The organism is Streptomyces scopuliridis (assembly GCF_042790125.1).
GTDB lineage: Bacteria > Actinomycetota > Actinomycetes > Streptomycetales > Streptomycetaceae > Streptomyces > Streptomyces scopuliridis_A.
In genome coordinates this window covers 61,447-81,833 of record NZ_JBHTZS010000034.1, presented here as the reverse complement: position 1 = coordinate 81,833, position 20,387 = coordinate 61,447, and the positions used below count along the sequence as shown (strand labels likewise).

14 protein-coding genes are annotated in these 20,387 nt (G+C 72.4%); 6 read left to right on the top strand and 8 right to left on the bottom strand.

The features are described 5' to 3' along the window. Positions 1–462: 462 nt before the first annotated feature. Positions 463–912: a PTS sugar transporter subunit IIA gene (locus tag ACFRKB_RS33365; protein ID WP_383110359.1), complete on the top strand. Its 450-nt coding sequence runs from the start codon at positions 463–465 to the stop codon at positions 910–912. A gap of 90 nt (positions 913–1,002) precedes the next feature. Next, the gene (gene ptsP / locus ACFRKB_RS33360) at positions 1,003–2,673 is read left to right on the top strand and encodes a phosphoenolpyruvate--protein phosphotransferase (RefSeq protein ID WP_383110358.1); all 1,671 of its coding nucleotides are present in this window, start codon (positions 1,003–1,005) and stop codon (positions 2,671–2,673) included. Positions 2,674–2,788: 115 nt separating this feature from the next. Here ptsP and ACFRKB_RS33355 read toward each other — a convergent pair whose 3' ends face one another. Continuing rightward, complete coding sequence (locus tag ACFRKB_RS33355) at positions 2,789–3,757, bottom strand: hypothetical protein (protein WP_383110357.1); 969 nt, start codon at positions 3,755–3,757, stop codon at positions 2,789–2,791. A 63-nt stretch (positions 3,758–3,820) separates the two neighbouring features. Continuing rightward, a complete protein-coding gene (locus tag ACFRKB_RS33350) occupies positions 3,821–5,812 on the bottom strand; it encodes an acetoacetate--CoA ligase (RefSeq protein ID WP_383110356.1) in 1,992 nt (663 codons plus the stop codon). Between the two features lie 248 nt (positions 5,813–6,060). Between ACFRKB_RS33350 and ACFRKB_RS33345 the strand changes: the two genes are divergently transcribed. Continuing rightward, positions 6,061–8,418 (top strand): glycoside hydrolase family 31 protein, encoded by a 2,358-nt coding sequence (locus tag ACFRKB_RS33345; protein ID WP_383110355.1) that lies wholly within the window; start codon positions 6,061–6,063, stop codon positions 8,416–8,418. 79 nt (positions 8,419–8,497) lie between these two features. Here the strand turns inward: ACFRKB_RS33345 and ACFRKB_RS33340 are convergent, their stop codons facing one another. After that, positions 8,498–9,049, bottom strand: coding sequence for an NUDIX domain-containing protein (locus ACFRKB_RS33340; RefSeq protein ID WP_383110354.1), 552 nt, complete (start codon positions 9,047–9,049; stop codon positions 8,498–8,500). 61 nt (positions 9,050–9,110) lie between these two features. Here ACFRKB_RS33340 and ACFRKB_RS33335 point away from each other — a divergent pair, with 61 nt between their 5' ends. Continuing rightward, on the top strand, positions 9,111–9,917 hold the full coding sequence (locus tag ACFRKB_RS33335; protein ID WP_383110353.1) for a M15 family metallopeptidase: 807 nt from the start codon (positions 9,111–9,113) through the stop codon (positions 9,915–9,917). A gap of 108 nt (positions 9,918–10,025) precedes the next feature. Beyond that, complete coding sequence (locus ACFRKB_RS33330) at positions 10,026–10,436, top strand: Mpo1-like protein (protein ID WP_383110352.1); 411 nt, start codon at positions 10,026–10,028, stop codon at positions 10,434–10,436. Between the two features lie 42 nt (positions 10,437–10,478). On the opposite strand, the gene ACFRKB_RS33325 is transcribed toward ACFRKB_RS33330, so the two are convergent. From ACFRKB_RS33325 to ACFRKB_RS33310, 4 genes are read right to left on the bottom strand one after another with little or no spacing between them, the layout of a single operon-like run. Continuing rightward, positions 10,479–11,087 carry a GTP-binding protein gene (locus tag ACFRKB_RS33325; protein ID WP_383110351.1) on the bottom strand — a complete coding sequence of 203 codons (609 nt, stop codon included), beginning with the start codon at positions 11,085–11,087 and terminating at the stop codon, positions 10,479–10,481. Further along, on the bottom strand, positions 11,068–11,463 hold the full coding sequence (locus ACFRKB_RS33320; protein ID WP_030355580.1) for a DUF742 domain-containing protein: 396 nt from the start codon (positions 11,461–11,463) through the stop codon (positions 11,068–11,070). The genes ACFRKB_RS33325 and ACFRKB_RS33320 overlap by 20 nt, the downstream gene beginning before the upstream one ends. 10 nt (positions 11,464–11,473) lie before the next feature. Then, positions 11,474–11,917, bottom strand: a complete 444-nt coding sequence (locus tag ACFRKB_RS33315) for a roadblock/LC7 domain-containing protein (protein WP_365977243.1) — start codon at positions 11,915–11,917, stop codon at positions 11,474–11,476. Continuing rightward, positions 11,914–14,754, bottom strand: a complete 2,841-nt coding sequence (locus ACFRKB_RS33310) for a nitrate- and nitrite sensing domain-containing protein (RefSeq protein ID WP_383110350.1) — start codon at positions 14,752–14,754, stop codon at positions 11,914–11,916. The genes ACFRKB_RS33315 and ACFRKB_RS33310 overlap by 4 nt, the downstream gene beginning before the upstream one ends. A 416-nt stretch (positions 14,755–15,170) precedes the next feature. Here ACFRKB_RS33310 and ACFRKB_RS33305 point away from each other — a divergent pair, with 416 nt between their 5' ends. Continuing rightward, positions 15,171–15,716 (top strand): hypothetical protein, encoded by a 546-nt coding sequence (locus ACFRKB_RS33305; RefSeq protein WP_383110349.1) that lies wholly within the window; start codon positions 15,171–15,173, stop codon positions 15,714–15,716. On the opposite strand, the gene ACFRKB_RS33300 is transcribed toward ACFRKB_RS33305, so the two are convergent. Continuing rightward, positions 15,685–20,382, bottom strand: a complete 4,698-nt coding sequence (locus ACFRKB_RS33300; RefSeq protein WP_383110348.1) for a hypothetical protein — start codon at positions 20,380–20,382, stop codon at positions 15,685–15,687. The genes ACFRKB_RS33305 and ACFRKB_RS33300 overlap by 32 nt on opposite strands. Positions 20,383–20,387 lie beyond the last annotated feature (5 nt).

Sequence of the window (20,387 nt, the reverse complement as noted above, 5' to 3'; positions counted from 1 at the left end):
CTCAACCCACCGGTCATCCGGCAGGTCGGGGTATCAACATATCTGGCGTTGACTTTTGGCACGCTGTTGAGTTCTCAAGGAACGGACGCTTCCTTCGGTCCCGTTTCCGGTCCCTCCGGGCGCTTCCCTTCGGCATTTCGTGTTTCAAACTCTATCAGGCCTTTTTGCTCTTCCCGACCACTCGTTCCGCAGGCATGCTAAAGCGGATTCCGGGTTGGGATCGAGGCTTGATAGGTGCCGCCGACCCCCGACTCAAAGTCGCGTTGGGGCCAGGCAGGAGTACGACAGTACATGCGGTCGGCCGACGCAGGCAAATCGGTTTCGGTGGGCCCATGGCCCGTCAACCCGCAGCACTCACGCGGAACCGTCACTTCCTATGACTTACCCTTCTGAACAGCACGTCGCCCCCTCACGGACGGTGACGACGGCCCCGCACTTTTCTCCACCCCTGGAGGCTCCCCCATGACCATCGTGACGGCCCCTCTCGCCGGACGCGCAATCGGATTGCCCGCTGTACCCGACCCGGTGTTCGCCGGTGCGATGGTGGGGCCCGGTACGGCCATCGATCCCGTACGAGAGCCGGGTGAGGCCGTCTCGCCGGTGGACGGTGTGGTGGTCTCCCTGCATCCGCACGCCTTCGTCGTGGTCGACTCGGACGGGCACGGAGTGCTGACGCACCTCGGTATCGACACCGTGCAACTCAACGGTGAGGGCTTCGAGCTGCTCGTCAACAAGGGCGACACGGTCACGCGCGGACAGGCCGTGGTGCGCTGGGATCCCTCCGCCGTGGAAGAGGCCGGCAAGTCGCCCGTCTGTCCGGTCGTGGCACTTGAGGCCACCGACGATTCCCTCTCCGACCTCCGCGAGGACGGCGATGTGAAGACCGGCGACGCACTTTTCGGCTGGCAGTGACGCCGTCGACGTATGTCAGGGACGGGCGCGGTGCGCTCGTCGTACATCCATCGCGGCGACCGGGTCGCCGCATAACCGGAGACGGGTGAAATGGAGACAACGCTGCGAGGCGTCGGGGTCAGCCACGGAGTGGCGATCGGCGAGGTCCGGCACATGGGGACCGCGATGCTGGAGCCCCCGGCCAAGTCGATCCCGGCGGAGGAGGCGGAGCGCGAACAGGGGCGTGCTCACCAGGCCGTCGAGGCGGTGTCGGCCGATCTGATCGCCCGCGGCAATCTGGCCGGTGGCGAGGCGCAGGCCGTGCTTGAGGCGCAGGCGCTGATGGCACAGGACCCGGAGCTGATGGCCGATGTGGAGCGGCGGATCGCCGTCGGGAGCACGGCCGAGCGCGGGGTGTACGACGCGTTCGCCTCGTACCGCGCGCTGCTCGCCGGTGCCGGGGAGTATCTGGCCGGGCGGGTCGCGGACCTGGACGATGTGCGGAATCGTATCGTCGCCCGGCTGCTGGGCGTTCCGATGCCCGGCGTGCCGGACAGTGACGAGCCGTATGTGCTGATCGCGCGTGATCTCGCGCCGGCCGATACGGCGTTGCTCGATCCGACGCTGGTGCTCGGCTTTGTGACCGAGGAGGGCGGGCCGACGAGTCACAGCGCGATTCTGGCGCGTGCGCTCGGGGTACCGGCCGTTGTCGCGCTGCCGGGCGCGGGTGAGCTGGCCGAGGGCACCGTGATCGCGGTGGACGGCAGTACGGGCGAGATCTTTGTCGAGCCGAGCGCCGAGAAGCGTTCCGAGCTTGAGGCGGCCGCCGCCGCGCGGAAGGCCGCGCTGTCCGCCTCCACCGGGCCGGGTGCGACGTCGGACGGTCACAAGGTGCCGCTCCTCGCCAATGTCGGCGGTCCCGCGGATGTGCCGGCGGCTGTCGAGGCGGGCGCGGAGGGCGTGGGGCTGTTCCGTACGGAGTTCCTGTTCCTGGACGACAGCAAGCAGGCCCCTTCGGAGGAGAAGCAGATCGCCGCGTACCGCGCGGTGCTTGAGGCGTTCCCCGAGGGCCGGGTGGTCGTACGGGTGCTGGACGCCGGCGCGGACAAGCCGCTGGACTTCCTCACCCCCGCCGATGAGCCGAATCCGGCGCTGGGTGTGCGTGGTCTGCGGAGTCTGCTTGATCACCCGGATGTGCTGCGGACGCAGCTGACCGCGCTGTCGAAGGCGGCCGAGGGTCTGCCGGTGTATCTGGAGGTCATGGCGCCGATGGTGGCCGACCGCACGGATGCGAGGGCGTTCGCGGACGCCTGTCGTGAGGCGGGGCTGCACGCGAAGTTCGGGGCCATGGTGGAGATTCCGTCGGCCGCGCTGCGGGCGCGTTCGATTCTCCAGGAGGTCGAGTTCCTTTCGCTGGGGACCAATGACCTGGCGCAGTACACCTTCGCCGCCGACCGGCAGGTGGGTGCGGTGTCGCGGCTCCAGGATCCGTGGCAGCCGGCGCTGCTGGATCTGGTGGCGCTGTCGGCCGAGGGCGCCAAGGCCGAGGGCAAGAGCTGCGGGGTGTGTGGTGAGGCCGCCGCCGATCCGCTGCTCGCTTGTGTGCTGACGGGGCTGGGTGTGACCTCGCTGTCGATGGGCGCGGCGTCGATCCCGTATGTGCGGTCGGCCCTGGCGAAGCACACGCTGGCGCAGTGTGAGCGTGCCGCAGCTGCCGCGCGCGCGGCGGACACCGCGGCGGGTGCGCGGAAGGCCGCGCAGGCGGTGCTGTCCGGCGAGTGAGCTGAGACGGCCGGGTTCCGGTCCGGGTTCTGGAGGGGCTTCCCGCCGCACAGGGCGGGAAGCCCCTCTGTCGTCGGCTCCGTTCAGTTCGGTAGTGGGTCCCGGTGTTCGGTGTTCAGTGATGGGTCCCGGTGTCGTCCGGGCCGAGATCGAAGCCGGCGCAGTACTCCACGCCGGATTCGGGGGAGACCGGGTCACCGGTGTCCGCGTCGGTGCAGTAGGCGCTGAAGACCTCGCCGACGGTGAGCGGTACGAGACTGCCGTGCTGGAGGCGCCAGCCGTGCAGCCGGTCGGGGTCGCCGCCTCTGGTCGTACGGAGCACCACTCCCCCGGTGCTCTCCAGGGCGATACCGACGGCCAGCACGGTGACGAATTCGGTGGCCCGGGACGAGTCGAGCCGGGCGAGCGCGCCGTCAGGGACGTCCGAGCCGTCGGAGCCGTCCTGCCTGTTGTCGGGGTACTCGGTGCGCTCGGGGAGTTCGGTGCTCTCGGTGCGCAGGACCGCGAGGAGTTGCTCGTCGGCGGCGGGGACGCTGCAGACGAGGTGGTGCGTGCCGGTGCCGGCTCCTTCGAGCAGCCTCAGCAGCAGGTGGGAGGCGCGGTCGAAGGCCGCGCGCCCGATGTCCTGACCGCAGTCGGCGCACTCCCCGAGATCGGCGAGGAGCGTGGTCGCGTACTCCCAGGTGGCCCTGCGGACGGCGGTGCTGATGAGCTGTGGGACGAGGGTGTCCATGGGCTGGCCTGTATAGGCGATGGCGGCGCCGCTCCCGGGGATTCGGGCCGTGAACCGGCCGCGGCTCTCCGCGGTGTCGGGGTCGAGGCCCGAATCCGCGCAGTACTCGGCGTACTCCTCCGGGTCGAAGAGCGCCACGGTGGTGTGGAGCCCCTGGGACGCCAGGGATTTCAGCAGTCCGTCGATCTGTCGCAGATACGTGGCGTGGTCGTCGAAGGTGAAGGTGCGGTAGCGCCGCATCGCCGTGAAGTCCCGCTCGTCGGCCAGCAGGCCCACGGTGCTGGGGACTTCGCGGCGCAGACTGCGCCGCGAAGTCCTGAATGTCTGTTCGCTGTGGTCGGTGTGCGGCATAGCTCCCCCTGAGCACGGTCGATCATTGCTCACTCAGCGTAACCAGGGGGTCTGACAACGGGGTCAGTGGCGCTCGCGGGCGAGGTTCTCGTAGAAGCGGAGGAGTTCGAGGTTGTCCACGGATCCCACGTTGACCGCCTTGTCGAGCGCCGCGCCCTGGAGGAGGCGTTTGACCGGGACCTCAATGCGCTTGCCGGTCAGGGTGTGCGGGATGCCGGGGACCTCGATGATCTCGTCCGGTACGTGGCGTGGCGAGAGCTGTTCGCGGATCGTCGCCTTGAGGCGGGCGCGGAGTGTGTCGTCGAGGACGGCGCCCGGGGCGAGATGGACGAAGAGCGGCATCCAGTAGCCGCCGTCCGGCTCCTCCAGGCCGATGACGAGGGATTCGCGGATTTCGGGGAGGCGTTCGACGGCCTCGTAGATGTCGGCGGAGCCCATGCGGACGCCCTGCCGGTTGAGCGTGGAGTCGGAGCGGCCGTGGATGACGACCGAGCCCCGGTCGGTGAGGGTGATCCAGTCGCCGTGGCGCCAGACGCCGGGGAACATCTCGAAGTAGCTGTCGCGGTAGCGGCTGCCGTCGGGGTCGTTCCAGAAGCGGATCGGCATGGACGGCATGGGGTTGGTGACGACCAGCTCGCCGACCTCCCCGATGACGGCTTTGCCGTGCGGGTCCCAGGCCTGGAGGTCCGTCCCCAGACAGGCCGCCTGGAGTTCGCCGATATGCACGGGGAGGGTGGGTACGGCGCCGGCGAAGCAGCTGCACACGTCAGTACCGCCGCTGACGGAGGCGATCCACAGGTCCTCGGCCACCTCGTCGTGGAGCCAGCGGAACCCGTCGGGCGGCAGCGGCGAACCGGTGGTGGCGACGCACCGCACCCGGGAGAGGTCGTGGTCGCGGCCCGGGTGCGCCTCCGCCTTGCGGCATGCCATGACGTAGGCGGCGGACGTGCCGAAGAAGGTGGCGCCGGTCCGTTCCGCGATGCCCCACTGGGCGTCGACGGCGGGGAAGCCGGGGCTGCCGTCGTACAGCACGATCGTGGTGCCGGTGAGCAGGCCGGAGATGAGGAAGTTCCACATCATCCAGCCGGTGGAGGTGTACCAGAAGAAGCGGTCCTCGGGTCCGAGGTCGCAGTGCAGACCGAGCTGTTTGAAGTGCTCCAGGAGGATGCCGCCCTGGGACTGGACGATCGCCTTGGGCAGGCCGGTGGTGCCGGAGGAGTAGAGGACCCACAGGGGGTGGTCGAAGGGGACCGGTTCGAAGACGGGCCGGGTGGCTTCGGACGCGGCGGTGCCGGCGATGAGGTCCGCCCATTCCAGGGCGCCTTCGGGCGCCGGGGTGCCGAGGAGCGGGACATGCACCACGGCCCGCAGGGTGGGCAGTTCGCGCCGGAGTTCGGCGACGGTCTCCGTGCGGTCGTGCTCCTTGCCGCCGTAGCGGTAGCCGTCGACGGTGACCAGGACGACGGGTTCGACCTGCTGGAAGCGGTCCAGCACACTGCGGGCGCCGAAGTCGGGGGCGCAGGAGGTCCAGACTCCGCCGACGGCCGCGGTGGCGAGCAGTGCGGTGACCGCCTGCGGGACGTTGGGGAGATAGCCGCTGACGCGGTCTCCTGGGCGTACGCCGAGGGCGCGCAGCTCGGCGGCGAGTGCCACCACCTGACGGCGCAGCTCGGTCCAGCTGACCGGCGTCACCTCATGTGTCTCGTCAATATGCAGGAGTGCCGGCTCATGGGCGCGCGCCGGGTCTTCCGCGGTACGCAGCGCGTGTTCCGCGTAGTTCAGGGTGGCGCCGGGGAACCACTGGGCGCCGGGCATGGTGCGGTCGCCCAGGACTCGCTGGTACGGGGTGGTGAACCGTACGTCGAACCAGTCGGCGACGGCGGCCCAGAAGGTGTCGAGCTCATCGACGGACCAGCGGTGCAGCGCCGCGTAGCCGCCCTCGGCGGGAGCGCCGTACCGGTCGGCGGCCCACTCCTGGAAGCGGGTGATCCGGGCGGCGGCGATACGGTCGGGGCCCGGCTGCCAGAGGGGGGCGGGGCTTGCTGCTGCGGTCATGGGGCGGCTCCCGGGCTGACTCGGCGCTGAGATGATCGACGCTGGTGCACTCGACGCTGGTGTGCGTCGGTCGCGTGCGCGTGCGGGGTGTGCGCGGGCACGCGACTGAGACGGACGATGCCATGTGATCGTCTTTCGCACCAGGGTTGCTTCCCCATCGTCGACCAGGCAGATGTGTGCTCCCACCACAGGTGAACGGGAGTTGAACGGAGCACCCGAGGCTCCGGACGGATGGCAGGCTGAGCAGCATGGACGGTCGTGAACTGGTGCGTTCGATGAAAGTGGTCGGTTCGGTGCGGGGGCTGCGCGCGGTGCGGTCCGCCTGGCGCCAACGACGGACGGATGCCAGGGAACTGGCGCCGCGCGGTCCCGAGCGGGCCCGGGTGCCGGGGCCGGTCACGGGCGCCGAGCCGCTGCCCGGCGGTGGCACCGTACGGTTCGCGCGCGCGGAGCTGCATGTGTGCGTCATGGTGGGCGGCGCCGTCTTCTGGGGATGGGACGGCGCGGAGCCGCTGCCCTCGTACGCGCTCGCCGACGTGCCGCCGGAGCCCGATCCGCGGGCCGGGCTCGAACCCGACAAGGACGGCGGCTGGCGGATCGTGTCCGAGCGGGTGACGGTCGCGGTCTCGCGCAACGGCGGGGTGGAGGTCCGTACGCCGGGTGGTGTCGTGCTGCGCCGGGAGCTGCCGCCGCGCTGGTGGGAGCCGGTCGCGGGCGGTCCCGCGCGGTGGGTGCAGCGGACCGAGGTGTCCGCCGACGCGCGCTTCTTCGGGCTGGGCGGGCGCGCTTCGGGGCCCCGGCTGCGGGACGGCACGTACCGGCTGTGGAACACCGATCCGGGCGGTGATTTCGACCCCGGCGACGATCCGCTGTACGTGACGATGCCCGTGCAGCTGGTGGTGGCCGACGCCGGGACGCATCTGGCGTTCCACGACAACTCCTGGGACGGCCGGGTCACGCTCCGGGAGGGCGAGGAGGGCGCGGGCTCGGGGCACGACCGGCCCGGCACGAGCGAGCTGCGGATGGACGGCGGGCCGCTGCGCTGCTGGGTGGTGACCGGTACGCCCGCGCGGGTGCTGCACAGCTGGACGGCGCTGAGCGGGGCGCCCGTACCGCCGCCGGCCTGGGCGCTGGGGCCGCAGCACGCGCGCTGGGGGTTCGGCAGCGCGCGGGAGGTGCGGCGGGTCGTCGCGGGGTACCGGGAGCGTGGGCTGCCGCTGTCCGCGCTCCATCTCGACATCGATCACTACGACGCGCATCAGGTCTTCACGGTGGACCGTGAGCGCTTCCCCGATCTGCCGGGGCTCGCCGAGGAGTTGCGCGCGGACGGGGTCCGGCTGGTCTCGATCGTCGATCCGGCGGTGAAGGCGGAGCGCGGGAACGCGGTGTACGAGAGCGGGCGCGCGGTCGGTCCGGCGGGCGCGTTCGTACGGGACGGGCGGGGGCGCGAGGTGCTCGGTGTCGTCTGGCCCGGGGATTGCGTGTATCCGGACTTCACGGATCCGGCGGTGCGCGACTGGTGGGGCGGGCTCTATGAGGAGCGGCTGGCGCAGGGGTTCGCCGGGGTGTGGCACGACATGAACGAGCCGGTGTCCTTCGCGCCGTTCGGTGACACGACCCTGCCGCGCTCGGCCAGACATCAGCTGGAGGGTAGGGGCGGCGACCATCGCGAGGCCCACAATGTGTATGGGCTCACCATGGCGCGAGCCGGTTATGAGGGGCTGCGGCGACTGCGGCCGGACGAACGGCCGTTCCTCTTCTCGCGCTCCGGCTGGGCCGGGATGCAGCGGTACGGCGGCACCTGGTCCGGCGATGTGTCGACCGGCTGGCCGGGGCTGCGGGCCTCGCTCTCGCTGGTGCTGGGGCTCGGGCTGTGCGGTGTGCCGTACTCGGGGCCGGACGTGGGCGGTTTCGACGGGAGCCCGACCCCGGAGTTGTATCTGCGCTGGTTCCAGCTGGGGGCGTATCTGCCGCTGTTCCGTACCCATGCGGCGATCGACGCGGGGCGCAGGGAGCCCTGGGAGTTCGGCCCGGAGGTGCTCGAACACGCGCGGGCCGCGCTCAGCGGGCGGGAGCGGCTGCGGCCGTACTTCGTGACGCTGGCTCAGCTGGCCCGGCTGACCGGGGCGCCGTACGTACGTCCCGTGTGGTGGGGCGCGCCGGAGGACCGGGCGCTGCGCGACTGCGAGGACGCGTTCCTGCTCGGCGACGCGCTGCTGGTGGCGCCCGTGCTGGAGCACGGTACGGACCGGCGGGCGGTGCGGCTGCCGCGCGGCCGGTGGTACGACACGGCCACGGAGAAGGCGTACGAGGGTCCCGGCCAGGTGCTGCTGGACGCGCCCCTGTCACATATCCCCGTCCTGGCACGGGCGGGCGCGGTGATACCGGTACGGGGCGAGGACGGCCGGCCCGAGCTGGAGGCGTGGGCCCCCGCCGCGGGGCGCTCGGGGGGCGGTCTGGTGGTACGGGACCCGGGTGACGGGCCGCGGGAGGCGGAGGTGGAGCGCTACACCTCGCGGATGGTGAACGGCGAGGTCCGGGTGGAGCGGGTGACGGACGAGGGCTCCGTGGAGCCGGAGTGGCCGGTCCGGGTGCGGGGGCGCTGAGCCGGGGCCGGGGTCGGGGCCGGGGTCGGGGTCGGGGCCGGGGCCGGTGGGGTCACGCCCGGCGCCCGGCGCCCGGCGCTCAGGGACGTGCCCCCGTACCCTCCGTCCCGTAGCGGCCCGCGAACCAGGCCCGTACGGCGACCGTGTGCAGCGGGAACGCCAGCTCGGCCGGGCCGCGCAGCAGTCGCCAGCCGGTGGTCTCCTCGGTCGGGACCGAGGGCGGCAGCCGGTCCGCCGGGCGCTCCGGGAGCAGCCCGAAGAGCAGCAGATGTCCGTCCGGGGAGCTGAGCGCGTCGGCGAGCCGGACGTCGTGCGCCGGTGCGTCGATGCCGGTCTCCTCCCGCAGCTCCCTGACGACGGCGTGCCGCCAGTCCTCGGTACGGTCGATGAACCCGCCGGGGAGGGCGAGACCGCCGTACGCGGGCTCGATGGCGCGGGTGATGACGACGAGCGCGGTGCCCTTCTCGTCGGTCACGGGGAGCAGCGCGACGGCGACGGGCAGCGGGTTGAGATAAGCCGTGGCACCGCAGGCCGCGCACGTACGGGGCCAGTCGGCTCCGGGCGGGTACGGAGTGCCGCAGCTGCCGCAGTGCGCATGCGCCCCCGCGGGCTTCTTCTGGGACTCGGACACGCGCGGACTGTATCCGACCGCTCTTCCGCGCGGTCCCCGGAGCTGATAGATGAAGGTGCCCATGACACGTCTGATATCCGCACTCCGCGTCCTGGCCGCCTCCGCCGCCGCTCTGCTGACCGTCGCCGCCACCGCGCCCGCCGCGCGGGCCACGGCCGAACCAGTGGCTCCGGAGGGGTTCGTGGCGCTGCGCACGGTCGCGCCGACGATCATCCAGGAGATGCGCTACCTCACGCCGCACAACTTCGTGGGCGAGCCCGTGGACGGCTACCGGCAGCCGGTCTGTCTGGTCACCCGCCCCACCGCCGAGGCGCTGCGCACCGCGCAGCGGAAGCTGCTGCGGCAGGGGTACTCGCTGAAGGTGTACGACTGCTACCGGCCGCAGCGGGCCGTCGACCACTTCGTACGGTGGGCCGAGGATCTCCAGGACGAGCGCATGAAGCCGGAGTTCTATCCGCGCGTCGACAAGTCGCGGCTGTTCGCGGACGGTTACATCGCGGAGAAGTCCGGGCACAGCCGCGGCAGCACCGTCGATCTGACGCTCGTCAAGCTGCCGGCCCTGCCGACGCGGCCGTACCGGCCGGGTGAGCGGCTCACTCCCTGCTACGGGCCGAAGGCCGAGCGGTTCCCCGACAACTCCGTCGACATGGGCACCGGCTTCGACTGTTTCGACACGCTGTCGCACACCGACGATCCACGTGTCCAGGGCGAGCAGCGCGCGAACCGGCAGCTGCTGAAGTCGACGCTGGCCGGGGTGGGGTTCACCAACCTGCCCGAGGAGTGGTGGCACTTCACGCACAAGCCGGAGATCTTCCCGGACAGCTACTTCGACTTCCCGGTGGCGTGGCGTTCGGTCATGGGGAACTGAGCGGGCGACGGCCGGCCGGGGCCACCCCCGTCGGCTCCGGCCGGCCGTCTCCCGGTGGGACGCGTGCGACCCGTATCCGGTTCACGGGAAAGCCATTACGGTGCCCGTATGGCGCAGCGAACATATGAGCATCGGACGAGTGAGCGGCAGACGAACGAGCGACAGCCGGCCGAGCCGCGGACCTTCGATTCGTACGAGGAGTTCTGGCCCTACTACGTCGCCATGCACTCCAGGGCGGCGACCCGCTGGCTGCATCTCACCGGCACGCTCACCGGACTCGCGGTCAGTGCCTACGGGCTGGCGCGCGGGCGGAAGCGGTACGCGGCGGCCCTGCCGCTGATCGGATACGGGACGGCCTGGCCCGCCCACTTCCTCATCGAGAAGAACAACCCCGCCACATTCGGTCATCCGGCCTGGTCGCTGCGCGGGGATGTGCAGATGATCCGGATGATGCTGGCGGGCCGCGACCGGGAGCTGGCGGAGACCGCCGCCAAGTGGCTGGCCGCGAACCGCCCCTGACGCGCCGGGGCGGTCCGTACGGGCGGGGTCCGGCCGTACCGCTCAGGTCGTGGTGGCGTGCTCGCGCTGCCGCGCCGCCAGGGTCATGGCGTGCTCGACGACGGCCACCAGCACTTCCTTGACCGACTCGCGTTCGCGCGCGTCACACATCACCAGCGGGACCTCGGGGTCGAGGTCGAGCGCGGTGCGTACGGTCTCGCCCGGGAAGCGGTCCGCGCCCTCGAAGCAGTTGACGGCGACGGTGAACGGGATGCCGCGCCGTTCGAAGTAGTCGACGGCGGCGAAGGAGTCCGCGAGGCGGCGGGTGTCGGCCAGCACGACCGCGCCCAGGGCGCCCTGGGCCAGTTCGTCCCAGAGGAACCAGAAGCGGTCCTGGCCCGGGGTGCCGAAGACATACAGCACCAGGTCCTCGCGGAGCGTGATCCGGCCGAAGTCCATGGCGACCGTGGTGGTCGTCTTGCCCTCGACCCCGTCGACGTCGTCGACAGGCTGACCGGCCTCGCTCAGCACCTCTTCGGTGCGGAGCGGTCTGATCTCGCTGACCGCGCCCACGAGAGTGGTCTTGCCCACCCCGAAGCCCCCGGCGACCAGGATCTTCAGCGTCACCGGTTCGGCCGGACGCTGCCTGTGGCTAGAGCGCCCGAAGACCATTGATCACCTCGCGGAGAATGCTCACGTCCGGCAGTTCGGCCGGCGGAACGGGACGGGTTACATGCACGATTTCGTCCTCCACCAGATCGCCGACGAGGACCCTGACCACCCCGACGGGGAGGTCGAGGCCCGCGGCCAGCTCGGCGATCGACTGGGGGCTGGTGAAGCAGCGTTCGACGATCTCCACGTGCTCGGGGGAGAGCGTCTGGTCCCGGCCGGGGTCACCGGCCGCGGGTTCGCAGACGACGAGCGCGATCAGGTCGAGCCGGTGGCGCGTCGCACTGCTGGTGCGGCCGCGCGTCATCGCGTACGGACGTACTACCGGTCCGGCTTCGCCGTCGAACCAGTGCTGCTGATCCTGATCCGCCTCGCTCATCGCAGCCCGCTCACCCTCCGGCGGGCAGGCCGGTCCGTGGGGCCGTGCCCAGGTGGACGCCGACCCGCTTGACCATGAGCGTCATCTCGTAGGCGACCTGTCCGACATCGGAGTCCGCGTCGGACAGGACGGCCAGACAGCTGCCGTCGCCCGCCGCGGTGACGAAGAGGAACGCGTCGTCCAGCTCCACGACGGTCTGCCGGACCTGGCCCGCCTCGAAGTGCCGGCCCACGCCCTTGGCGAGGCTGTGGAATCCGGAGGCGACGGCCGCGAGGTGCTCGCCGTCCTCACGCGTGAGGTCCTTGGACGTTCCGGTGGCGAGCCCGTCACCGGAGAGCACCACCGCTTTCCGGATGCTGGCGACCCGGTCCACGAGCTCGTCGAGGAGCCAGTTGAGCTCTCCGACGGCGTTGGGGTCCATGGCGTGGCGTGCTGCGGCGTTCGGTGCGGTCATCGACCGTCCCCCTCCGATGTGGTTCCTTGTATCTCGCCGGGGCCGGTGGGGTCCTCGGCATCGTTCTGCAGACGACCGCGCTGCCAGCCCCGCTGGAGCGAAGCCATGCGGCTGCGCACTTCGTCCGCGTCCCGCTCGGTGTCCTGGCCCGTGGCGGGCGTGCGGTCGGTGCCACGGTCCGGAGCGGCGTCCTTCAACTGGGGGGCCAGACTGGCCTGCCGGATACGGCGGGGCAGTCCGTCGATCGTGGGCGGGGCCCCGTCGGACACCGGTCCGCCCGGTGCCGAGGAGCGTGCGGGCTGGGCCGGTACGCCGGACCAGGTGCGGCCCGTTCCGCCGGCCGGCGGTTCCGGCTCCGCCGCGGCGCGGCCCGCCTCGTCCACGCGCCGGCCGCGGTCCACGACCAGGGTCGGGGGCTTGCGGCGGGGCAGTCCGACCGGGCGGTCGGACGCGGCGGCGTCCACCGGGCGCTGCGGCTGCGCGTGCCGGCCGCGCGCGTGCTGCGCGGGGCGGCCGTCGCGCCGGTCGCGGAAGTCCCGGGCGTCGGCCCGCGGACCGCGTACGTCATCACGGCCCAGCAGCCCGTCAGCCGCGTCGCCGGTGTCCCGGACGCCGTACGGGTCGCGTCCGTCACCGGCGTACGGAATGTCGAGGCTGGAGTCGCGGAGATGCTCCCGCGCGCGGAACAGTCCGCCGCGCTCGCTCTCCGTGTCCTCGATATCGGCGATGCCGTCACCTCCGCCGAGCAGCGGCCCGCTCTCCCTTTCGAGAGCGCGTACCGGAGGTTCGAGTTCGACCGGGCCGTCGAGCACGGACGGGTCGCTGCCGAGTCCGGCGGGGACCTGTGCGAGCGCGGTGCGCCGGCCGCCGCCACCGCCGTCGGCGCGATGGCGGCCGCGCTCCGTGGTGGACTTGCGGTCGAGCCGGAAGCCGGTGCCCTCGGTCTCGGGCGCGTCGGTGAGCAGCGCGACCGGCAGGAACACGATCGCGGTGGTCCCGCCGTACGGGGAGGGCTGGAGCGAGACGCGTACGTTCTGCCGCTGGGCGAGCCGGCTGACCACGAACAGCCCGAGGCGGTCGGTGTCGGACAGCTCGAACTCGGGGGTCTCGGCGAGCCGCAGATTCGCGTCGAGCAGCACTTCCGGGGCCATCCCGAGACCGCGGTCGTGGATCTCCAGGGTGAATCCGTTGGCGACCCGCTCGCCGTGCACCTGCACCGCGGTGTGCGGGGGCGAGAACACCGTGGCGTTCTCCAGGAGTTCGGCGATGAGATGCGTCAGGTCGGCGACCGCGGGGCCGCCGACACCGATGCGCGGCAGCCTGCGGACCTCAATGCGCTCGTAGTCCTCCACCTCGGCGACCGCCGCGCGCACCACGTCCATGAGCTGGACCGGCTTGCGCCACTGCCGGGACGGCGCGGCTCCGGAGAGGATCACCAGGCCCTCGGCGTGCCGTCGCATACGGGTCGTGAGGTGGTCGAGCCGGAAGAGGTCGGCCAGTTCCTCGGTGTCCTCCGTACGGCGCTCCATGGTGTCCAGGAGGGTGAGCTGACGGTGGAGCAGGACCTGGTTGCGGCGGGCGAGGTTGACGAACACCTCGGAGACGCCGCGCCGGAGGTCGGCCTGTTTGACGGCGGCCTCGACGGCGGCGCGCTGGAGCGTGTTGAGGGCCTGGCCGACCTGGCCGACCTCGTCCCTCTCGTAGTCGAGCCGCGGCGCCTCGGTCTCCACGTCGACCGGTTCGCCCGCGGCGAGCCGGCGCATGACGCTGGGCAGGCGTACGCCGGAGACCTCGTGGGCCTCCTTGCGGAGCCGGGACAGGTCGCGGATCAGATCACGTCCGACGCGTACGGACACGATGATGGAGACGAGGAGGGCGACGAGGCCGAGGGCGGCGGCGAAGCCGACCCGTACGAAGATGTCGTTGCGTACGGGGTCGATGTGGTCCCGGTACAGCTCGGTGGCCGCGTCGCTCTCGCGGGTCAGGTCCTCCAGGACCGAGGCGGTCATCTGCTGCCAGCCCGCGGCGTCGAGCGTCTTCGGACTCTCGGTGGCGCCGGCCGCGATGAGACGGTTCTCCGCCTCGCGCAGGGCGAGTGTGGCGGGGGTGCGCCAGTACTGTTCGAGCGTCGCGCGGTCCGAGAGCGGGAGGTCGGCGAGGTTGGTCTCGTAGAGCAGCGTGCGGTTGGCGACGAGGTCGGAGGCGGCGCGGACGTCCTCGGGGGTCACTCGGCGCGCGATCAGCGCGGAGGCGACGAGCGCGTCCTCGCGGGAGAGCATCTCCCGCGCGCGGTCGAACCCGATCAGTGCCCGGCCCCAGTTGTCGCCGTCGACGTCCTCGTGTCCGTACAGGGAGGCCAGGAAGTTGTGGCTGGGGTCGACGAGTCCGTTGTAGAAGGCGAGCGCCTTCTCACGGGTGACGGTGCTCTCGTCCACGGAGCGGCGCATCAGCGCGAGGCCTTCGAGGGAGCCGATGACCCGGTCGAGCCGCTCGGCCGAGATGGCGTCCAGGCGGTCGCGCACCGCCGATTCGGCTTTTCTGACGGTGACCAGGGCGCGGTCGGTGTCACCGCGCCGGGCGCGGAGTTCGGTCAGGGAGTCCGCGGCCGTGGGGTCGGCCAGAAAGATGAGCGTCTGGCGCCGTTCGCTCTGGAGGACACCGACCGACTCCTCGACGGGGTTGCCGACGGTTTTGATGACATGTCTGACATCGATGAGCTGTTTGGCCTGGCTGCCGGCGAGCGTCGTGGCCAGACCCCAGAGGACGGTGAGTGCGACGAGCGGCACGAGCAGCAGCGCCACGATCTTCCGGCGGATGGATTTCCCGCGAAAGCGCATGGCCTCCCCCAGCTCGATCTCCCGCCCGGTCGCGGAAGATTCTCCGTCAACAAACGGCGCGAGCCTACTACTGTCGCACCGGCAACTCGAAGACACATCCGGATGATTTTCGGCCGCCCCTTGATGCCTTGATCATGAGTTGTCCTGGTATTCGGCGAGTTGGCTTCCTTGACGCGCACGACGAAGAGCAGACGGGACGGTAGATATCCGGCCGGAACAGATGGCTGAAACTTAATGTTCGGCGAGGGTACCGGGAATCTTCCGGGGCTCCCATTCGTCCTTGTGTGCGGGGATCAGGGGTTGGTTGGGAGCACTGCGGGCGGTTTCGCGTATCACATTCGGTTCCGTGGCCGGCGTGAAGCGGAGCGAGCCGGGCAGTCACCCTTGAGACGGACATGGGTGGGGAGTGACGGTCCATGGAGACGGACGAGCGGCGTGGCGCGGCGTCGGCGGAAGGGTTCACGGAGGTGTCCCGTGGGCTCTGGGTCGAGGAGCCCGCGAAGCGGTATCGCATGCCGGACGCGGTCAGAACGGCCGCTGTACGCGCGGTGATCATCGCCGCGGTCACGCTGATTCAGGCCATGATTGCGTTCCTCAGTACGCTCGCCGGTTCCTGGCTGGCGTTTCCGATGGTGCTGAGCAGTGTGGCCTCCACGGTGGTGGCGACCTGGGGTGTGCTGGACGTATGGGTGACGCGCCAGGTGTGGAACCAGCGCAACGGCGTGGTGTCCGTACCGAGCAGCACCGCGCGCCAGTTGCGCCGGGAGCGGCGCAGGGCCAGGCGCGCGGCGCGTGCCGCCGCGCGGAGTGCGGACCATGGAGGAGGCCGGATACGACGCGGGGCCCGGGCCGAGGGAGAAGCCGGGGCTCCGGAGACGGGCGTCCAGGACGCGGGTGTTCAGGACGCGGGTGTTCAGGAGGCCGGGGCTGCTACTCCGCTACGGGCTCCGGCGTCCGTCTGAACATCCGCGTCGCGGTGATCTCCCCGTGCACGGTCTCGCCGTCCGGGTCCTGCTGCGGCAGCCCGGGGCGCAGATGCTCCTCCACACTGATGTACTTCAGGCCCGCTCGCAGATCGGCGTCATTGCGCAACCGGATGACCAGCGGGAATTCCGCGAGCGCGGTCGTGTCGAAGAGGCCCGTGGTGTAAAGGAGCTGCACTCCCAGGGCGTCGGAGACCGCGCGCTGGAGCTCCAGCAGATAGGTGGCGTTGGCGCGGCCGATCGGATTGTCGAGGAAGAGCGTGCCCGCGTGCCGGTGCTTGTCGCGGCCCCGGTCATTGCTGCGCAGGGCCGCCATCGTGCAGTAGAGGGCGATCGCGGCGGTGAGCAGCTGACCGCCGGAGAAGACATCGCCCATCTGTCCGACGGGAACCCGCTCGGCGCGCAGGACCGCGTCGGGCTTGAGGATCTCGACGGCGACGCCCCGGGGCTGGAGCGCCGCCTGAACTCCGCGCAGCAGCAGGGACATTCCGTCCCTGCGCAGATCGGAGTTCTTCTTGAGGGCCGCGCGGGTCGCCTCGTCGACGACCTCGCCGAGCCGCTCGGTGAGCGTCGTACGGTCCGGCTCCTCGAAGCGGATCCGCAGGAACTCCTGGCCGGACCACTCCCCCAGCCCTTCGGGCAGCCGGGAGAGCCGCTGGGCCGAACGGAGCGTCGTGAGCGCGGATTCCACCAGACCGCGCAGCCGGTCCACGATCGAGTCGCGGTTGCGCTCCAACTGCGCGAGCTCGTCGGTCAGTACGCGCAGCCGGGGCGCGAACGCCTGGGCCCACGCGGCGGCGTGCTCGGGCAGCGCGGAGGCGGGCAGTTCCCGGATCTGCTGACGGGCGGGGGTGCGGACCTGCTCGTAGCGGGTGGCGTTGGCGTGCCGTACGAGCACGTCGCAGGCGTCGCGTACGCCGGCTTCCGCCGCGGAGAGGTCGGCCGCGCAGGCGCGCAGTGAACGGCGGGCCTCCGCCGTGGAGTGCCGCGCCTCCTCCGGCGTGCCGGGGTACGGCTCCGGCGCCTGGGCCTCCTCGTCGCCGCGCTTCGGATCGTGGTCGTCGGCCGCCGCGCCGCGCAGCAGATCGCGCAGGAGGGCGGCCGTCTCGTCGAAGCCGCCGGCCCCGTCCTCGGCGGCGCGGTGCGCGTACAGCAGCTCGCCGTGCGCGGCCCGCGCGGCCTCCAGCGCGTCGGTCCGTACGGCCAGTTCGGTGGTGGCGGTACGCAGCAGGGTCTGCGCCTGCTCGGCGTCGGCCGGGACCAGCTCCGCCGGCAGCTCGGTGTGCGCGTCGCCGTCCTCGGGGGCGAGCCGCTCGGCCTCGCCGCGGAACCGGCCCAGCTGCTCGCTCGCGGTGGAGGCGCGCGACTCCAGCATCTGGACCAGCGACTCGGCGCGGGCGGCGGCGGCCTGCCGGGACGGGCCGTCGGCGCCGTCGGTGGATTCGAGGAGCTGGGCGGCGCGGGTACGGACCTTGTTGGTGAGCCGGTCCAGCTCGGCGAGGGCGGCGCTCTCGTCGCTCTCCGCGCGCGCCTGCTCGGCCCGCAGATCGGCGCCGACGCCCACCTTCTCGTAGAGCTGGGAGGCGGCGCGGTAGGCCTCGCGCAGAGCGGGCAGCGCGGCGCGCGGGGCGTCCGCGTCCGGCTCGGGGACGGTCTCCGGGGCGCCCGCGATCTCGGCGCGTTCCGCGCGCAGGGCGCGGGCGGTGCGGCGGGCGTCGTCGGCGGCGCGCTGGGCGGCCCTGCGGTCCTCGTCGGCGGCGCGCGCCCGCTCCAGGCATACGGTCGCGCGCGCCTCGGACTCGGCGGCGTCGTCGGCCAGTTCACGCAGCTTCGCCTGCCAGCCCGACCGCTCGCGGAGCCGGAACGCGAGACCGGCCAGGGCATCGGCGGCGCGGCGGGCGCGCTGCGCGGCCTCCTGCCGTTCGTCGCGTACCCGCGCGGTGTCCGCGGCGGCCTCGTCCGCCTCGGCGCGCGCCGTACGGGCCTCGGCGAGCGTCGTGGCGGCGGTCTCGGCCGATTCCCGTGCGGTCGCGGCGGCTGCCGCCAGCTCCAGCAGCATGCCGGGCGGGCAGTCGGCACGCCAGGAGCCGAGCCGGGCGGCGAGCGAGCGGTCACCGGTGAGCCGGGCCGCGAGCACCCGGATCTCCTCGTCGCGGGCCGCCGCCCGGCTGCGCAGCGCCTGGCGTTCCTCGTCGGCGGCGTGTTCGTCGTGCATGGCCGGGTTCGGCGGGACGAGGAACACCCCGCTGTCGGCCGGTCCTTCGGAGCCGGGGCCCGGTACGGGGGCCAGCAGCGCGGCGGCGGTGCCCACGGCGACGGCCGAGCGCGGCAGCAGCGCGGCGCCCGCGAGGGCCTCGCGGGCGCGGGCGTGCGAGGCGGGGTCGGTGATCACGACGCCGTCGACCAGCTCCGGCCTGGCGGCCAGCACCGCGGCGTGGTCGCCCGGGTCGACGGCCTGGGCCAGATAGCGCCAGCCGGGGAGGGCGGGGATGCCGTGCTCGCCGAGGTACTCGACGGTGGCGAGGACATCGGGCCCCGGCGGCAGCAGCCCGCCGTCGCCGAGCGCGCCGAGGATACGGGAGTCGTCGGCCGCGGCGGTGCGCAGATCGAAGAGCTGCCGCTCGGCGGAGGTGACGCCCTGGTCGAGCAGTTCGCGCAGCTCGTCGGCGTACCGGTCGAGGTCTTCGGGGCTCAGCGGCCCGTCGGCGGTACGCCGGGAGGTGTGCCTCACCGGGGCGTCCGGCTCCTGGTCGCCGGTGCCGTCGCGCGGGGCGGGGACCGGGGCCTGGGCCGCGGCCGTCGCGGGCAGGCTGAGCAGTTCGGCCAGCCGCTCGTCCTGGGCGATCGACTCCGCCGCGCGGCGCTCCGCGTCGTACGCGTGCTCCGCGGCCCGCGCGGCGTCGGCGGCGCGGGCGGCGGCCAGTTCGGCGCGGGTCTCCGCGGAAGCCGTCTCCCTGGCCCGGTCGGCGGCCGTGCGCGCGGCCTCGCGCGCGGTGTCCCAGCCGGCGACGGCGGACTTCTCCGCGTCGCTCGCGGCCAGCGCGGCACGGGCCGGATCCGCGTCGGGCGCCGTGTCGTCGAGCCAGCCCGCGCGTACCGCCTCGGCCGTCTCCTGGCCGACCTCGGCCAGACGCAGGCGCAGATGCCCGGCCTCACTGCGGGCGCGCTGCGCCTCGGTGGCGGCCGAGGTCGCGTCGCGATGGGCGGCCTCGCCCGTCTCCTGCAGCGTGGCGGAACGCTCCTCCTCCTCGTTGGCCAGCCGCTCGCCGTCCTCGGCGGCGGCGTGCAGCGCGCGGACGAGATCGGCCGCCGCGGTGGCACGCGCGGCCAGCGCGGGCGCGGCGTCGCGCTCGGCCTCCCGGATGGCGACGGCCACACGCGTGGAGCGGTCGGCGGCGGCGCGGTGGCGCAGCACGGCCTCGGCGGCCTGCCAGGCGGAGTGCAGCGTACGGGCGTCCGTCAGCTCGCGGCGCTGCGCGGCGGCGCGCTTCTCGGCGACGGTGAGGGCCAGCGAGGCGTGCCGGTAGGCCAGTTCGGCGGCGATCAGCGCGCTGCGGCCGCGTGCCTGCTCGGCCGAGGTGACCGTATGGGCGGCGGCGGTCACCTGCTGCGCGAGATCGGCGGCCCGCTCCCGCTCCTGGGCCGCGCGGGCCGTGAGCCGGCGTACGAGCGTACGGGCCCGGCGCTCGGCGCCGGCGTGGATGTCACGGGCGCGGGCGCGGGTGTCGGCGGCCTCGACGATCCGGCCGAGCAGATCGACGGACCCGGCCGTGAAGTCGCGCTCGGCGGTGAGTTCGGCACGTCGGCCGAGCTTGTTGCCGAAGCCCCCGACGAGATCCGCGAGTCCGTCCGTGTCCCGGGTGTCGGTGACGGCCCGCAGCAGCAGATCGGTGAAGTCGGAGTCCTTCTTGACCGCGAAGAGGCCCGCCGCCTCGCCCTCGTCGGCGTTCATCTCCCGCTGGTAGCGGAAGAGTTCGGGGTCGAGGCCCAGATCGCCGAGGTGCTCGTTCCAGCGGTCGTGGATCTCCTCCCAGTGGACATCGAGATGCGGATAGAACTTGCCCGCCTCGGTGAGCGAGTCCCGGAAGCCCTTCATGGTGCGCCGCCGCCCCCGGGCGCCGGAGGCGCCCTCCACGGGCGGCCGGACAGCGGTGGACTCGGCGACGGGCAGGGAGTCGAGGCTGAGCCCGGGGCCCGGCCGGAAGGAGTACCAGCCCTCGGCGAACTTCCGCGGATCGTTGGACACCTGACGGCCGCGCCACTCACTGGCCTTGCCGACCACCACGAGTTCACCGGTGAGCGTGTGCTGCCACTCCAGCGCGACATGCCCGCAGTCGTCCGCGAGGAGGAACTTCCGCAGCACACCGGAGCTGGCGCCGCCGAGCGTATTGCGGTGTCCCGGCAGCATCACCGAGAAGATCAGCTTGAGCAGTACGGACTTGCCGCCGCCGTTCTCCAGGAAGAGCACGCCCGCGGGGGCGGGGCGGCGCGGCGGGCCGACCGGCTCCTCCTCGAAGAACTCCGCCTGGGCAGGGGCGGGGCGGGGCACGGGCGCGCCCACTCCGCGCAGATCGAGCACGGTGTCGGCGTAGCGCGCACCGGCAGGGCCGATGGAGTAGAGGCGGACCCGGGACAGCTCGTACATGGCGG

Bases quoted from the DNA above. Each gene is read 5' to 3' on its own strand.
- ACFRKB_RS33365 (WP_383110359.1), top strand. From the start codon at position 463: ATGACCATCGTGACGGCCCCTCTCGCCGGACGCGCAATCGGATTGCCC.
- ptsP (WP_383110358.1), top strand. From the start codon at position 1,003: ATGGAGACAACGCTGCGAGGCGTCGGGGTCAGCCACGGAGTGGCGATC.
- ACFRKB_RS33355 (WP_383110357.1), bottom strand. From the start codon at position 3,757: ATGCCGCACACCGACCACAGCGAACAGACATTCAGGACTTCGCGGCGC.
- ACFRKB_RS33350 (WP_383110356.1), bottom strand. From the start codon at position 5,812: ATGACCGCAGCAGCAAGCCCCGCCCCCCTCTGGCAGCCGGGCCCCGAC.
- ACFRKB_RS33345 (WP_383110355.1), top strand. From the start codon at position 6,061: ATGGACGGTCGTGAACTGGTGCGTTCGATGAAAGTGGTCGGTTCGGTG.
- ACFRKB_RS33335 (WP_383110353.1), top strand. From the start codon at position 9,111: ATGACACGTCTGATATCCGCACTCCGCGTCCTGGCCGCCTCCGCCGCC.
- ACFRKB_RS33330 (WP_383110352.1), top strand. From the start codon at position 10,026: ATGGCGCAGCGAACATATGAGCATCGGACGAGTGAGCGGCAGACGAAC.
- ACFRKB_RS33325 (WP_383110351.1), bottom strand. From the start codon at position 11,087: ATGGTCTTCGGGCGCTCTAGCCACAGGCAGCGTCCGGCCGAACCGGTG.
- ACFRKB_RS33320 (WP_030355580.1), bottom strand. From the start codon at position 11,463: ATGAGCGAGGCGGATCAGGATCAGCAGCACTGGTTCGACGGCGAAGCC.
- ACFRKB_RS33315 (WP_365977243.1), bottom strand. From the start codon at position 11,917: ATGACCGCACCGAACGCCGCAGCACGCCACGCCATGGACCCCAACGCC.
- ACFRKB_RS33310 (WP_383110350.1), bottom strand. From the start codon at position 14,754: ATGCGCTTTCGCGGGAAATCCATCCGCCGGAAGATCGTGGCGCTGCTG.
- ACFRKB_RS33305 (WP_383110349.1), top strand. From the start codon at position 15,171: ATGGAGACGGACGAGCGGCGTGGCGCGGCGTCGGCGGAAGGGTTCACG.
- ACFRKB_RS33300 (WP_383110348.1), bottom strand. From the start codon at position 20,382: ATGTACGAGCTGTCCCGGGTCCGCCTCTACTCCATCGGCCCTGCCGGT.